Annotated in this window: 13 protein-coding genes; 5 read left to right on the forward strand and 8 right to left on the reverse strand. The window is 64.4% G+C overall.

From position 1 onward, the window contains the following. Nucleotides 1–109 precede the first annotated feature (109 nt). Together I6F35_RS04790 and I6F35_RS04795 are read left to right on the forward strand one after the other, a co-directional pair. Nucleotides 110–430, forward strand: a complete 321-nt coding sequence (locus I6F35_RS04790; RefSeq protein ID WP_225116507.1) for a hypothetical protein — start codon at nucleotides 110–112, stop codon at nucleotides 428–430. 118 nt (nucleotides 431–548) lie between these two features. Next, the gene (locus I6F35_RS04795) at nucleotides 549–701 is read left to right on the forward strand and encodes a hypothetical protein (RefSeq protein WP_225116508.1); all 153 of its coding nucleotides are present in this window, start codon (nucleotides 549–551) and stop codon (nucleotides 699–701) included. Between the two features lie 56 nt (nucleotides 702–757). Here the strand turns inward: I6F35_RS04795 and I6F35_RS04800 are convergent, their stop codons facing one another. From I6F35_RS04800 to I6F35_RS04830, 7 genes are all read right to left on the reverse strand, one after another. Continuing rightward, the gene (locus I6F35_RS04800) at nucleotides 758–1,480 is read right to left on the reverse strand and encodes a hypothetical protein (protein WP_225116509.1); all 723 of its coding nucleotides are present in this window, start codon (nucleotides 1,478–1,480) and stop codon (nucleotides 758–760) included. Further along, nucleotides 1,477–2,856 (reverse strand): ABC transporter permease subunit, encoded by a 1,380-nt coding sequence (locus I6F35_RS04805; protein ID WP_225116510.1) that lies wholly within the window; start codon nucleotides 2,854–2,856, stop codon nucleotides 1,477–1,479. The genes I6F35_RS04800 and I6F35_RS04805 overlap by 4 nt, the downstream gene beginning before the upstream one ends. Next, nucleotides 2,843–3,583, reverse strand: coding sequence for an ATP-binding cassette domain-containing protein (locus I6F35_RS04810; protein ID WP_225116511.1), 741 nt, complete (start codon nucleotides 3,581–3,583; stop codon nucleotides 2,843–2,845). Before I6F35_RS04810 ends, I6F35_RS04805 begins: the two co-directional genes overlap by 14 nt. 42 nt (nucleotides 3,584–3,625) lie before the next feature. Continuing rightward, nucleotides 3,626–4,570, reverse strand: coding sequence for a DUF1259 domain-containing protein (locus tag I6F35_RS04815; protein ID WP_225116512.1), 945 nt, complete (start codon nucleotides 4,568–4,570; stop codon nucleotides 3,626–3,628). A 63-nt stretch (nucleotides 4,571–4,633) separates the two neighbouring features. Then, nucleotides 4,634–4,861 carry a PepSY domain-containing protein gene (locus tag I6F35_RS04820; protein ID WP_028162113.1) on the reverse strand — a complete coding sequence of 76 codons (228 nt, stop codon included), beginning with the start codon at nucleotides 4,859–4,861 and terminating at the stop codon, nucleotides 4,634–4,636. 81 nt (nucleotides 4,862–4,942) lie between these two features. After that, entirely contained in the window at nucleotides 4,943–6,334 is a 1,392-nt protein-coding gene (chrA, locus tag I6F35_RS04825) for a chromate efflux transporter (protein WP_225116513.1), read from the reverse strand. Next, complete coding sequence (locus I6F35_RS04830; RefSeq protein ID WP_225116514.1) at nucleotides 6,331–7,149, reverse strand: sulfurtransferase/chromate resistance protein; 819 nt, start codon at nucleotides 7,147–7,149, stop codon at nucleotides 6,331–6,333. Before I6F35_RS04830 ends, chrA begins: the two co-directional genes overlap by 4 nt. 300 nt (nucleotides 7,150–7,449) lie before the next feature. Here I6F35_RS04830 and I6F35_RS04835 point away from each other — a divergent pair, with 300 nt between their 5' ends. Both I6F35_RS04835 and I6F35_RS04840 read left to right on the forward strand, forming a co-directional pair. Next, nucleotides 7,450–8,040, forward strand: coding sequence for a GNAT family N-acetyltransferase (locus I6F35_RS04835; protein WP_225116515.1), 591 nt, complete (start codon nucleotides 7,450–7,452; stop codon nucleotides 8,038–8,040). A 226-nt stretch (nucleotides 8,041–8,266) separates the two neighbouring features. Continuing rightward, a complete protein-coding gene (locus I6F35_RS04840; RefSeq protein WP_225116516.1) occupies nucleotides 8,267–10,924 on the forward strand; it encodes an alpha/beta hydrolase fold domain-containing protein in 2,658 nt (885 codons plus the stop codon). A 4-nt stretch (nucleotides 10,925–10,928) separates the two neighbouring features. Here the strand turns inward: I6F35_RS04840 and I6F35_RS04845 are convergent, their stop codons facing one another. Next, the gene (locus I6F35_RS04845; protein WP_225116517.1) at nucleotides 10,929–11,987 is read right to left on the reverse strand and encodes an AI-2E family transporter; all 1,059 of its coding nucleotides are present in this window, start codon (nucleotides 11,985–11,987) and stop codon (nucleotides 10,929–10,931) included. Nucleotides 11,988–12,230: 243 nt separating this feature from the next. Between I6F35_RS04845 and I6F35_RS04850 the strand changes: the two genes are divergently transcribed. Continuing rightward, on the forward strand, nucleotides 12,231–13,520 hold the full coding sequence (locus tag I6F35_RS04850) for an MFS transporter (RefSeq protein WP_225116518.1): 1,290 nt from the start codon (nucleotides 12,231–12,233) through the stop codon (nucleotides 13,518–13,520). Nucleotides 13,521–13,524 lie beyond the last annotated feature (4 nt).

Here is a 13,524-nt window from a genome sequence, read left to right on the forward strand (position 1 = left end):
CTCGGTGACCGGGCTTTCTTGCCACCGTCATCTCTCGCGCGAACTTCTTCGCGCCAAAGATTTAGCGCCAGCGTCGGGGCGCCAGAACCACACGACTTCGCCGTCCGCCATGCGCATGCTCGTCAGTCATACGCATCACGTCCACCGCATCTCACCGCACGTTCGTGACGATCGCGAGCCGCCCCTCATCCGCCGTGAGACGCGCGGAGTTAAATCACTGATTTGCCCGACGACGGAAGCGGAATGTTTTTCGCGCGCGGGCTGGACGCGCCAAATCACCTTGAAATCGCTGGCGAAATTTTCTTCGTCATTCCGGGGCGATGCGCAGCATCGAGCCCGGAATCCATTTCCCCACCTGCGCCTGCGGCGCGAGGGATTCTATGATGTGCGATTGCACATCATAGCGCGCGCTACGCGCGGCCTGGAATGACGGAACGTGATTCGCGCGCAGCCAAGCCGTCGCAACGCGGTGCGCTCGCTGCTTTAACAAGTTGTAAAGTTCTACCAATCAATTTGACTCACTTAGCCCATGTAGCAAGGAGCTCCAAATGATGCGCCGCGAGCGTAGAGAGTTGGAACAAAAGCTTGCGCAGGCCCGAAAGCTGGCACAGGAACCGACCGATCTGTTTACGCGCGAACGGCTGGCGCAGCTCATCGAGGACTTGGAGTTCCAATTGGAGGCCGGTCGCGTCGCCGCCTAGGCTCGCGGGCCGAGGTCATCGGCTGCGTCGGCCGCGAATCCTCCACGGCGCATTTCTCAGTCGGCTGCCATGACGGTGTAGTCGGCGAATTGTACGTGGCTATCGGCCTTCGACCACAGGCCGACGCGGCCCGAGACGGGCTGCGCCAATGTGTGCTCGAGATACAGCTTGCCATCGAGATAGCCCTCGACTTTCGTGCCATTGATGCGGACTTTGAGGTCGTGCCATTGGCGCGTGGCAGTCGGTGTGTTGCGCACCCATTTGACCGACGAGCGCTTGCCGTTCTCGAACTTCCAGAGCACGAGGTTGTTTTCGAGGCAGTTGGCGCGCACGGTCAGGTAGTTGCCGTTCGGCTTCAGGTTGAACAGGATTCCGGCACCCTGATCGATACGGCCGGACACTCCCTGGAAGCGCACCGTGATCTCGCCGTTGGTGAAGTCCTGGACGTTGGGCGCGATCACGTAGGGGAAGTAAGCGTAGGCCTGGACCCGGTCGAGAAATTCCGCGTAGCGCTCGCCATAAAGCGCGCGCGCCTTGTCGGCGATGTCGGCAGACGATTGTCCCTCCCTCCACTGCCGGCCATCCACCGCAAGCACCTTCTTGCCGCCATCGTTTTCGATCCGCCAGATGCCGACGACCGGCACGAGCGATTTCGGCTCAGCGCCAATGGTTTCGTCGATGAAGTCCATTTTTGCCGGCTGCCCGGCGAGTGTTGGCAGCACCAATGCTGCGACAACCATCGCAGCGGCGACGGGCCTGATGCGTCCTCCTGCGGTCATGATTGAGCTCCTCTGTAGGTGAGAAGGGATTTGGCCGGCGGACGTCGGCTCCACCACCAGGCGCCCGCGATCAACAGCGGTAGTCCGCCGACAAACCAGAACAGTGTCGCATCCGCCGTGGCGACCAACGGATAGCCCAGATATTCGTCACCAGGTGCAGGCGGAGGCGGTTGCACACCGGCCAGGCCATACAGCAGCGGTAGGACTTCGCGCGGACTGGTCGAGCGGTTGATATCCGATCGGGCGCCGTAGGAATATTCGATTTCGCCATAAGCATCGTTGACCGCTTGGCTGGCCGCATCGCGGTGACTACCGACGACAACGATCGAGACGTTCGGCATGGCCCGATCGAGCTTCGCCAGCACGTTGCGCTGCAGATCGGCGTAGCGCGGATCCTCGGGTACCAGATTCACCTTGATGATCAGAGGCAATCGGAGCGTGGCGAGCAGCCGCTGGTCGGCAGCCGGGAAGGAGTTTCGCCGGTCCTCGGTGACATCGACTGATTGCCTGATCTGCGTCGGCAGACAGAGAGCCAGCAAGATGGCGAGCGCGCATGGGACGGAGCGCGTGCACTTGATTTGCGTTGGCACGCCGGGCGGCAGCCAGACGGACGCGAGGGCGGACAGGCCTGCAATTGTGCTGGTCACGCCGAGCACCAGCCCGGCGGAGAGCAAGCCTTGTTCGAACGGTCGCAGCGCCTGCGTCAGTGATAGTTGTGCGACAACGGCGGCGAGGCCGGAGTGGCCGGCAAGAGTGAAATCGAGCACCCATGATCCAATCGTCACCGCCAGCGCGACGATCGCGGCCGTCGCTGAGCTGTCGGCAATGGTCGCGGCGAATAATGCAATCGCCCCCACGAGCAGGCCGTAGAGGAGATGGCCGAACAGGAGATTGACGGTCTCGGACGCCGCAAGATGCCCGCCCATCATCACCCAGATCGCGAGTGCTGAAACGGCCGGGATGCTAACCAGGATCCAGGCCGCGAGCACGGCGGCGAGCTTGGCAAGAATGAGGGTCGAGGATCGATGGGGCAACTGGACGAGCAGGCGCAGTGCGCCCGACTCCTTTTCCTGGCCCAGCACGCGTATCGCCACGAATGGAAACAGCAGCGTGACCGCGACGTAGAACGCGCCGAATGTCGGCACCAGGACGCCGTCGAGCGGCGACAGGCTCGCCGCCAATACCGGAGATTGCTGCGCGGACGCGCTTGCTTCGCCATAGAGCGAGACGGCTTGAACGAAGCTGTAGCCGATCAATGGACAGACCAGGAGCAGCATCGTCCATAGCGCCCGGCCGCAGACAATCTCGGCCAGCTCCTTTGCGAGCAGTGGCGCCAGCGGCGCCTCGCGAGCGCGATATGGTTCAGGTGAGCGCAAGGAAAATCTCCTCCAGCGAACCGCTCGCCAGCGCGGTTTTTGCGCGCAGCTCGCCGAGAGTGCCGATGCCGCGCACCTTTCCTCCGGCGAGCAGCAGAAAGCGGTCGCAGGCCCGCTCGGCGTCCGCAAGCTGATGGATGGCGAGGATGAAGGTGCGTCCCCGTGCCGCTTCCCGGCGGATCACGTCGATGATGGCGCGCGTCTGCCTGATGTCGAAGCCATCGAACGGTTCGTCCATCACCAGCACGTCGTGCGGCGTCAGCAGGCCGAGCCCGAGCAGCAGTCGGCGGTTGTAGCCCTTGGACAGCGAATGCACGCGCTTGCCAAGGACCGGCGTCAATCCGACAGCATTGATGGTTGCGGCTGTCTGCGCGTCCGTCCGCTTGTAGACCCGGGCGAAGAAGGTCATGACGTCGATCGCGAACCGGTCCTGATAGGGCCATATGCCGTCGGGCAGATAGAACAGCGCTTCCTTTCTCCGCGGCGGCGGCAACTCCTCTCCGCACCAGAACGCGGCGCCTTGCTCCGCTGCAATGAGGCCCACGAGCGCTTCCAGCAAGGTCGTCTTTCCGGCCCCGTTCGGACCGACAATGCCAAGGATTTCACCGGCCGCGACGGAGAATGACACATGCGCGACCGCGGTTTCCGGGCCGTAGCGCTTGGTGAGCTCTTCCACGCGCAGGAGCTCGCGGGACTTATCGTGAGCGGCAGCATCCGTGGGGATCATGGACCCGCTCCAATCGCGGCGGGCGCAGCCATAGGCCCCCTCTCACTTCTGCGCCACCGCAGTTTTGTCGAGCGCAGCGCGGATGCCTCGGGCGAGCTTCAGCGCGTCGTCATTGGCCCAGAAATGGATGAAGAACATCCGTGGCTGCTCGTCGAGCATGTGGCTGTGGATCGCGGTCACCTCGATGTCGCCGGCGCGCAGCGCCCGGATGAGCGGATTGACCTCATCGCCGGTGACGAGGAAGTCGCCGGTAATGGCGGCCTTGCCGCCGCCGGTCGGCTGGAAGTTGATCCCGTTGGCGCCGCCCATCGCAGGCGTGACCGTCATGCCTGCTTCGGTCGCCGGTTCGCGGCGCGGGATCGTGAACTGATCGACGCCGCCGGTGACGGTCCCCTTGGCGTGCATGATCTCGTCGAGCTTCGCGGTGTCGAGTTCGACGGTCGGGGCCGGACCGGCAGTGGTCGCCGGCGGTTCGAACGGCGTCTTGCTGCCGGCCGACAGCGCCTCGTGGATCGCGGTGGCGAGCTTCACCGGATCGCCATGTCCGCCGACATGCATGTAGAACGTCGCCGGCGAAGCGCGCAGGATGTGGTTGTGGATCGCGGTGATGTCCAGCCCGCTGTTCAGGAGCTTGGTCATGACAGGGGTGATCTCGGAATCAAGCAGGACGAGATCGCCCATCACCATCGCCTGACCATCCATCGGAGCGAAGGCCACCCAGCCGCCGAGCGCGAGCGCGGGCTTGATCGTTACGCCGTCGAGCGTGACATGCAGATCGGACCGCGGCAGGCCATAGCGATGGACCTCGCCGCTGACGGTTGCCGTCTTGCCGAGCGCTGTGTCCACCTTTTTCCAATCGATCGACTGCGCGTGAGCGCCCGAAATGAACGGCTCCGCAAAGATGTTCCAGTCGACGGGCTGCGCCGGTGCAAGGCTCGGCGACAGCAGGGCCGCGGCGATAATGGCAAAGAGAGTTTTCATGGTCATGGGGATTGGCTCCTCTTGTTGGCGTTCAGGTATTCGAGATACTTGCGACCGCAGCGCGCAGCTCTACCGCCGCTCCTTGATTTGACCGCTGCTGTCGACGACGATCTGGACTTCCTTGCCATCCTTGACGGCCTTCACGACAATGCCTTCGGCGGTCGATTTCATCTCACCGACCTGCGAGTAGCCCGCGGACTCGAGCTTCGCGACGAGTTCCTGTTGCGTCAGGGCATAAGCAGGCGACAGCACGCCCGCCATTGTCAGGCAAAGGGCTGCTCCAGAGATCAGTCGCATCATGGTCCTTGCTCCCGGCTTGTGCCCTCAGCCCGTTGTTTGCTGTTACCGCCATTCCGCTCGCCGCCTCATGCGCCTCGGTCAGATGATGCCGACGAGGCGGAGCAGCACGCCAGCGATGCACGATGCCGCGAGCACGAAAAGCATTCCCACATTGAAGCGAAAGATCGCGATCGCTGCCGCGATCGACAGCGCCAGCGCCGGCCAATCCACGCTGCGCAGCACCGGCGCATCGAAGAAGAGACCGAACCCGTGCACTGGGACGGTCTGCCGGAAGATCGTGTGCAGCGCGAACCAGATCGAGAGATTGAGGATGACGCCGACGACCGCGGCGGTGATCGCCGAGAGCGCGCCGGCGAGCGCCTTGTTGCCGCGCATGGTCTCGATGTAGGGACCGCCGAGGAAGATCCAGAGGAAGCAGGGCGTGAATGTGACCCAGGTCGCGAGCAGCCCTCCGAGCGTGCCCGCCAGCATCGGCGACAGCCCGCCTGCATCACGGAATGCCGCCATGAAGCCTACGAACTGGACGACCATGATCAGCGGTCCCGGCGTCGTCTCGGCCATGCCGAGGCCGTCGAGCATCTCGCGAGGCGAGACCCAGTGATAGTAGTTGGCCGCCTGCTGCGCGACATAGGCCAGCACGGCATAGGCGCCGCCAAACGTCACCATCGCCATCTTGCTGAAGAAGATCGCGATCTGGCTGAAGACGTTCGACGGACCGAGGCCGATGAGCAGTGCGGCGACTGGAACGAGCCAGAGCGCAAGCCAGATGGCGCCGACGCGCAGCGCCCGGGACGCGCTGGGCCGAACGTGCTCCGGAACCGTCTCGTCGAGCAGGCTGTCGATCGCGGCGGCATTCTTTCCGCCATGCTCGATGGCGGCGAATTCCGGCCTGCCGAGCCGCGCGCCGATGTAGCCGATCACGCCGGCAGCCACGACGATCAAGGGAAACGGCGCAGCGAAAAAGAAGATCGCGACGAACGCGATTCCCGCGATCGCAATCATGACGCGGTTGCGGAGGGCGCGCTTGCCGATCCGGACCACCGCCTGGATCACAATCGCGAGCACGGCCGCCTTGAGGCCGAAGAACAGCGCCTCGACCAAGCCGACATTGCCGTAGGCGGCGTAGATGTAGCTCAGCGCCATGATGGCGATGACGCCGGGCAGGATGAACAGACCTCCCGCCACGATCCCGCCGACGGTCCGGTGCAACAGCCAGCCGATATAGGTTGCAAGCTGCTGCGCCTCGGGCCCGGGCAGCAGCATGCAGTAGTTGAGCGCATGCAGGAAGCGCGCCTCCGAAATCCAGTTCTTCTCCTCGACGAGGATGCGATGCATCACCGCGATCTGCCCGGCCGGCCCGCCGAAGCTCAAGATCGCGACGCGCAGCCAGACCGCAAGCGCGTCAGTAAAGGCGATGCCGTGCGCCTCGTCGTGCGAAGCTGCCTTCGGATCTGCGGTGAGGTCGGTCATGGCTTCACCTTGCTGGTCGGCCAGTTGTGGGTCTCCCTGGTCGCATCGCGGCACCAGCGGTAGAAGCCGTCGTAGAGAAGCATGCCGGCGTTGAGCTGCTCGAGGTCGTCGTCGTACATGCGCGAGAGGCCGAGTGACGCCGCCAGCAAGCCCGGCGCCTCCGCAGAAAGATCGAGCCGCGCGGTGTCGGCGGCGCGTACCATGACGGCGAGCCGTTCGAGTGCGGGCGTCGAGAGGCCGAACTCCTGCACCATCACGTCGAACGTGCAGAGCTCGCCGCGGTGGCTCCAGAACACATTCTCGATGTCGAACGGCGTGGCGGTGAAGCGCTCGGCAACCGCGACCACTTCGCTGGATGCCACGAACAGGAAGACCGCGGCGGGATCGACGAAACGGCGGATCAGCCAGGGACAGGCGATGCGATCGATCTTCGGCCGCGATCGCGTCACCCAGACGGTGCGCCCGCGGCCGTCACGCTTCGGAATCCTGTCGGCGGGGACGGTGGGCAGCTCGGCCTGTTTCCAGCCGAGATGGCCGCCTTCGAGAATCTCCGCCGCGATGCCATCGTGGCGAAGCCAGGCGGCGGTGCCTTCGCTGAGCTTCTCGCCCTTGTTGCAGATGACGACGGCGGATCGTCCGGCGAGGTCTCGTGCCCAGTCGTGAACATCGAGATGCGAGCGGCGGATCGCGCCCGGGATCAGGCGCGGGTCCGCCGCGAAGTCGTCATCGAGGCGGACGTCGATCAGCGCAGGCACGCTGGCCGTGCCGATCAATCGTGAAAGCTTGTCGGGAGAAATCGAGGTGTATGAAGACATGCTGCGTCCCTCACGAGTTAAGGACGCGATACTTGGGCATGTCGCCTCGCGGGGAGATCGCCTGATCCCCGTGAACGGAAATAAACTCCTTGCCGTCGTCCGTGTCAATCGACACTGGGGCGCCTCGACGATCATGACGAAGCTTGCCCGGATGGTTCCGATCGGTTCCGTGACCATGTCGAGGACGAACCGATAGCGCACGTCTTGTTGACCGCCTCTCCCGATTGACACCACAGGTTCGTCATTCGATCTTCGGCGCGCCGTTGGACCCGGCTATTGGGCCGGACTGGAGATCGTGTGATGAGCGCCGCGAATGCAGTTTCTCGTCCGGTGATAGCCACTGTCGGGTCCGCCGATATCGAGCGGGCCATTTCTGTACTTGTACTTGCCTTCAGCGCCGATCCGGTAACGCGCTGGACCTATCCCGATCCGGACCAGTATCTCACATCCTTCCGGGCTCTCGTGCGCGCATTCGGCGGCCGCGCGTTCGAGCAGGATACCGCACGCCGTGTCGACGATTATGCAGGGGTGGCGCTGTGGCTGCCGCCGGGCATCGAACCGGATGAGGCGGCGCTTGCCGCGACCATGCCGGCAGGGCGGGAGTCCGAGATGGCCGCGGTTTTCGAGGGAATGGCGGCCTATCATCCGAGCGAAGCGCATTGGTATCTGCCGCTGATCGGTGTCGATCCGCTGTATCGCGGCAAGGGCTGTGGCGGAGCGCTGCTGGAAGACGCCGTCCGGCTGTTCGACCGGGATCACGTTGCCGCCTATCTCGAATCCACCAACCCGGCCAACATCCCGCTGTATCAGCGATATGGCTTCGAGGTTCTCGGCACCGTCCAGGCGGGAACGTCGCCGCCGCTGTTTCCAATGCTGCGCCAAGCTCGCTAACGGGCGCCGGCATCGGGAGAACTCCTCCGCACAAGTTCACAGAACGATCTCGTATGCCGGCTGGCGACGGCTGTTTGCCGCATGTCAGCGCCGCGTCGCGCTCGGCTGTTTCCGAACAAGAACAAGGAGTAGCTGCAGCGCACCAACCAAAGATTGAATTTGTCCGATGACAAGCCGGGGAAAGCGGATGTAGCCTCACGAAAAATCAAATGCACGGGAGGATGGCATGCCAGACGCAATGGTTGCAGCACGTGCTTCAGAGGCGACAAACGGCACGGCGCAACGGGTCGACGTCGCAGTGGTCGGGGCCGGGTTTGCCGGTCTCTATCTTCTCCATCGGTTGTCGAAGGCGGGCTTCACGACAGTGGCGTTGGAGGAGGCCGACGATGTCGGCGGCACCTGGTACTGGAATCGCTATCCCGGCGCGCGCTGCGACATCCAGACCATCGACTACAGCTACACGTTCGATCCGGAGCTGGAGCGCGCGTGGCAATGGTCGGAGAAATATGCGACGCAGCCGGAAATCCTGCGCTATCTCGGTTTCGTCGCCGATCGTTACGATCTCAGGCGCCATATCCGCTTCCACACCAAGGTCACGGCGGCGACGTGGGATGAGGCCGCGGAACGCTGGCTGCTCACATCAGACAATAGTGCTGCCGTTTCGTGCCGCCATTACATCATGGCCACGGGCTGTCTCTCCGCGCCCAAGCCGCCGGAGATCGACGGCGTCAAGGACTTCAAGGGCGAGGTCTACTTCACCAGCCGCTGGCCGCATGAGGAGGTGAACCTCGCCGGCAAGCGCGTCGCTGTCATCGGCACGGGATCGTCGGGGATCCAGTCGATCCCGGTGATCGCGGAGCAGGCGGCGCAGCTCACCGTTTTCCAGCGCACGCCGAACTTTGCCTTGCCCGCGCACAACGGCCCGCCGCCGGCCGATCGGTTCGCGATGCTGGAGGGCGATCGTGCCGGCTATCGCGAGCAGGCCCGCTGGTCGCTCACCGGCGTCCCCTATCCGCAGCAGACCGTGGTGAGCTGGCAATTGAGCGATGCCGAGCGGCGCGAGCGTTTCGAAAAGGCGTGGGCCGCCGGCGATCTCGTCCACGTCCTGACGCAACTGTGGGCCGACCAGGGCGTCGATGTCGATGGCAATGCGCTGGTCGCCGACCTGATCCGCGAAAAGATCCGCGAAGTCGTGAAGGATCCCGAGACGGCCGAAGCGCTGACCCCGTACGATCATCCGTTCGGCGCCAAGCGTCCCTGTCTCGATACCAATTACTACGCTACCTACAACCGTCCCAACGTCACGCTGGTGAATTTGCGGCAGGAGCCGATCAAGGAGATCACGGCCTCCGGCATCGCGACCGACAAGCGCAGCTTCGATCTCGATGTGATCGTGTTCGCCACCGGCTTCGATGCGATGACCGGCGCCATCAGGGCGGTGCATCCGATCACGGGATGTCATGGCAAGTCGCTGTCCGACGTCTGGGCGCAGGGACCGCAGAGCTATCTCGGGCTCACGGTTGCCGGATTCCCCAATCTGTTCATGATCACCGGCCCTGGCAGCCCGTCGGTGCTGTCGAACATGGCGGTGTCGATCGAGCAGCACATCGATTGGGTGGTCGATCGGCTGATCGCGCTGCGCGAGGCAGGCTTCACCACCATCGAGGCCACCGAGACGGCGCAGGCCGGCTGGGCGCGGCACATGGCCGACTGCGCGACGGTCACGCTGCATCGGCTCGCCAACACCTGGTACACGGGCGCCAATGTTCCCGGCAAGGCGTGGGGCGTGATGCCTTATACCGGCGGCGTCGGCCCCTATCGCAGCATCTGCAACGAGATCGTCAGCCGCGGCATGCTCGGCTTCAGGCTGACCGGGCCCGGTGTTGCCGAGCAATGCAATGATGGCGAGGTCGTGCGTCTGCAACCGGATGTGCGGCTGGTGCTCGGGATGCTCGCGGACATGAACCTGCCGCCGATCGAGTCGATGGGCGCCCAGGGCGCGCGCGACTTCCTCGACGAGTTCAACAAGGGCCGTCCCGCGGGCCGTCCGGTCGGCGAGATCGTCGACGGCACGCTTCCCGGCAATGACGGTCCGCTGCCGTACCGGCTCTATCGGCCGGCGACGCCTGGGCCGCATCCGATCGTGGTCTATTTCCATGGCGGCGGATGGGTGCTCGGCGATGAGCAATCGGACGATCCGTTCTGCCGCGACATGTGCCGGCGGAGCGGAATGATCTTCGTCAGCGTCGGCTATCGGCATGCACCCTGGCACCGCTTCCCGACGGCGGCGGAGGATGGTTATGCCGCGACGCGCTGGATCGCCGAGCATGCGGCCGAGCTCGGCGGCGTGCCGGGACCCGTGCTGGTCGCCGGCTGGAGCGCCGGCGGCAACATCGCCGCCGTCACCTGCCAGCTCGCGCGCGATCGCGGCGGCCCTGACATCGCGGGCCAGCTCCTGATCTGCCCGGTCACCGATTGCAGGTTCGACCGGCCATCCTACACCGACAATGCGACCGGCTATTTCCTGACGCGGTCGTTGATGTACTGGTTCTGGGACATCTACTGCTCGCCGGCCGACCGGACCGATCCGCGTGCCTCGCCGTTACGCGGCAGGCTCGATGGCTTGCCACCGGCTTTCGTGGTGGCGTGCGAGTTCGATCCGCTGCATGACGAGGGTATCGCCTATGCCGACGCGCTTGCAGCTGCCGGTGTGCCGGTCGAGCAGCTCGACGCGCATGGTCATTTCCACTCCTCCTTCGTCATGGTCGATGTGATCATCACCGGTGTCAGCGGGCGTGTGCGGATGGCGGGAGCCTTGCGACGGTTTGCCGGGCTGGGTGACGAGGGCGTGGTGCCGCAAGCGATCGCGGTGGCGGCGGAGTAGAGGATCACGCCTTGTCGTGGGACGTCCGCCGCGAGGCGGCGAAGATTTCCCATGCCACCATGAAGATGGCGGCGATCAGCGGACCGATCACGAAGCCGTTGAGGCCGAAGACCTCGATGCCGCCCAGCGTGGAGATCAGCACGACATAGTCGGGCAGCTTGGTGTCCTTGCCGACCAGGAACGGACGAAGCACATTGTCCACGAGGCCGATGACGAGCACGCCATAGGCAATCAGTCCGAGGCCCTGCCAGATGGCGCCGGTGGCCAGGAAATAGATGGCGACGGGAATCCAGACCAGCCCGGCGCCGATCGCCGGCAACAGCGACAGGAAGGCCATCAGCACGGCCCACAAGATCGGCGCATGAACGCCGAGGAACCAGAAGGCCAGCCCGCCGAGCGCGCCCTGGGCCATCGCAACCAGGACGCCGCCCTTGACGGTGGCGCGGACCACATCCGCAAATCTCGTGAACAGGGCCGACTTCTGGTCAGCGCCAAGAGGAACGGCCTCCTTGATTCGGTCCGCCACCGCCTTGCCGTCGCGCAGCAGGAAAAACAGAAGATACAGCATGATGCCGAGGCTGATCACGAAGTCGAACGTGTTCATCCCGATGCTGAGCGCCTGAGGCGCCAGAACCTGTCCGCCCTTCATGAGGCCGGACGTCAACGTTTCGCGCAGCGCCGAAAGATCGCCCAGATTGAAGCGATCCAGCCAGCCGGTCGCCCACGCCGGCAGCGCATCGAACACCCGCTGGACGTAGCCGGAGAAGTCGTACTCCCCGGACTGCATCTTTGCGTAGAGGCCGGTGGCTTCCCGAACCAGGGAGGTCGCGATCATCGCGAGCGGCAGCAGTACCATCGCGATGATGAGCAGGACCGTGATCGAGGCGGCGAGAGTCTGCCTGCCGCCCACCGACTTCAATAGCGCCCGGTTGACCGGCGCGAAGATGACGGCGACGACCACGGCCCACAGCACGGCGCCATAAAACGCCTGCAGGATCCAGGCGAACGCCACGGTGACGACGAACAGCAGCAGCAGGAAAACTTGGTCTTCAATTCGTCGCACGGCCGTCTCGCTTCCACCTTTGCTGCGCCACTGTCCATACAACGAACCCGGCGCGGACTTTGTTCACGGCCCTGTATATTGCTTTATTGCTCCGCGGTCCCGTCGAAAAGAATCGCCTGCTTGCGCACGGCGTCGCAGCTTGCTGCCATTCTCCCACAAGATGCCTCCGTCCCATTTGCCGGAGATGTCCCATCGTACAAACACGGTCATAGTCCGGCCTCCAAAAAGAAACGTGGAGGAAACATGACCGAGAGTGCCATCGAGACGATCGCGTCGCCGATCGAGGAGGGCGGGGCGGTCTCGCCCAGGAAAGTGTTCTGGGCGACCTGGTTCGGATGGATGCTCGATGGCTTCGACTCCTCCATGTACAGCTACATCCTGGTCGGCGCGCTCACGGAATTGCTGCCGGCGAGCGGGATCGAGCCGAGCCGCGCCAATATCGGCATCTATGGCGGCCTGCTGTTCTCGATCTTCATGCTCGGCTGGGCCTGCTCGATGGTCTGGGGTTGGGCGGCGGACCGTTACGGGCGCGTCCGCATCATGTGCTGGACGGTGCTGGTCTATTCATTGTTCACGGCGCTGTGTGGGCTTGCGACCGGCGTCGTGATGTTCGCCCTGTTTCGCTTCATGGCCGGCTTCGGCGTCGGCGGCGAATGGGCTGCGGGCACGCCGCTGCTGCAGGAGTCCGTGCCGGAGGAGACGCGGGTGAAGCTGGCCGGCTGGCTGCATACGGCAACGCCGACCGGACTGTTTCTCGCCGCCGCGGTCACGCTGATCGGCGGCAGCCTGCTCGGCTGGCGCGGCATGTTCCTGCTCGGCATCCTGCCGGCACTGTTGATCGCATATCTGCGCAGCAACATTCCCGAGCCGGCCCACGGCCGCGTGCGGAAGCACGTATCCGTCGCGACACTGTTCTCGGGCGAACAGGCGCGCACCACCTGGGCGGCGGCGCTGCTGATGGCCTGCATCATCTTCGGCCTTTGGTCTTCGAACTTCTGGGCGCCGACGGTGGTGATCACCAAGCTTGTCGCGGCCGGTGCGACGCCCGCCCACGCGCAGCAGATGGGCGCGGTCGCCGGTCTCATCACCAATGTCGGTACGCTGATCGGCTGCCTGCTGATGCCCTGGATCACCGGCTATCTCGCAAGCCGCCGCCGAACCGCGGTGCTGTTCTTCGTAGGGTCGCTGATCTCGGTGGTCGTGAGCTACGAGATTGCCATCGAGCATCTCGAGAGCCTCACGCTGTTCCTGATCCTGCTTCCCGTGCTGGGCTTCTTCACCAACGGTGTGTTCGGCCTGTTCACGATCTGGCTGCCGGAAATGTTTCCGACCGCGTTGCGCGGCTCCGGCTCCGGCTTTGCCTTCAGCATGGGACGCGTATTGGGCGCGGCCGGTCCGACGCTGATCGGCGCGCTCGCCGCAACGACAGGGAGCTACCCGCTCGCGATCTCGCTGCTGTCGCTGATCTATGTGGTCGGCCTGCCCATCATCGCGATGGCACCCGAGACGGCGGGGAAGCCGCTGGCGAAGTGATGAT

The sequence above is a fragment of the Bradyrhizobium sp. BRP22 genome (assembly GCF_020194175.1).
Taxonomy (GTDB): domain Bacteria; phylum Pseudomonadota; class Alphaproteobacteria; order Rhizobiales; family Xanthobacteraceae; genus Bradyrhizobium.

Coding starts and splice junctions, on each gene's coding strand:
- I6F35_RS04790 (WP_225116507.1), top strand. CDS start 110: ATGCGCATGCTCGTCAGTCATACGCATCACGTCCACCGCATCTCACCG.
- I6F35_RS04795 (WP_225116508.1), top strand. CDS start 549: ATGATGCGCCGCGAGCGTAGAGAGTTGGAACAAAAGCTTGCGCAGGCC.
- I6F35_RS04800 (WP_225116509.1), bottom strand. CDS start 1,480: ATGACCGCAGGAGGACGCATCAGGCCCGTCGCCGCTGCGATGGTTGTC.
- I6F35_RS04810 (WP_225116511.1), bottom strand. CDS start 3,583: ATGATCCCCACGGATGCTGCCGCTCACGATAAGTCCCGCGAGCTCCTG.
- I6F35_RS04815 (WP_225116512.1), bottom strand. CDS start 4,570: ATGACCATGAAAACTCTCTTTGCCATTATCGCCGCGGCCCTGCTGTCG.
- I6F35_RS04820 (WP_028162113.1), bottom strand. CDS start 4,861: ATGCGACTGATCTCTGGAGCAGCCCTTTGCCTGACAATGGCGGGCGTG.
- chrA (WP_225116513.1), bottom strand. CDS start 6,334: ATGACCGACCTCACCGCAGATCCGAAGGCAGCTTCGCACGACGAGGCG.
- I6F35_RS04830 (WP_225116514.1), bottom strand. CDS start 7,149: ATGTCTTCATACACCTCGATTTCTCCCGACAAGCTTTCACGATTGATC.
- I6F35_RS04835 (WP_225116515.1), top strand. CDS start 7,450: ATGAGCGCCGCGAATGCAGTTTCTCGTCCGGTGATAGCCACTGTCGGG.
- I6F35_RS04840 (WP_225116516.1), top strand. CDS start 8,267: ATGCCAGACGCAATGGTTGCAGCACGTGCTTCAGAGGCGACAAACGGC.
- I6F35_RS04850 (WP_225116518.1), top strand. CDS start 12,231: ATGACCGAGAGTGCCATCGAGACGATCGCGTCGCCGATCGAGGAGGGC.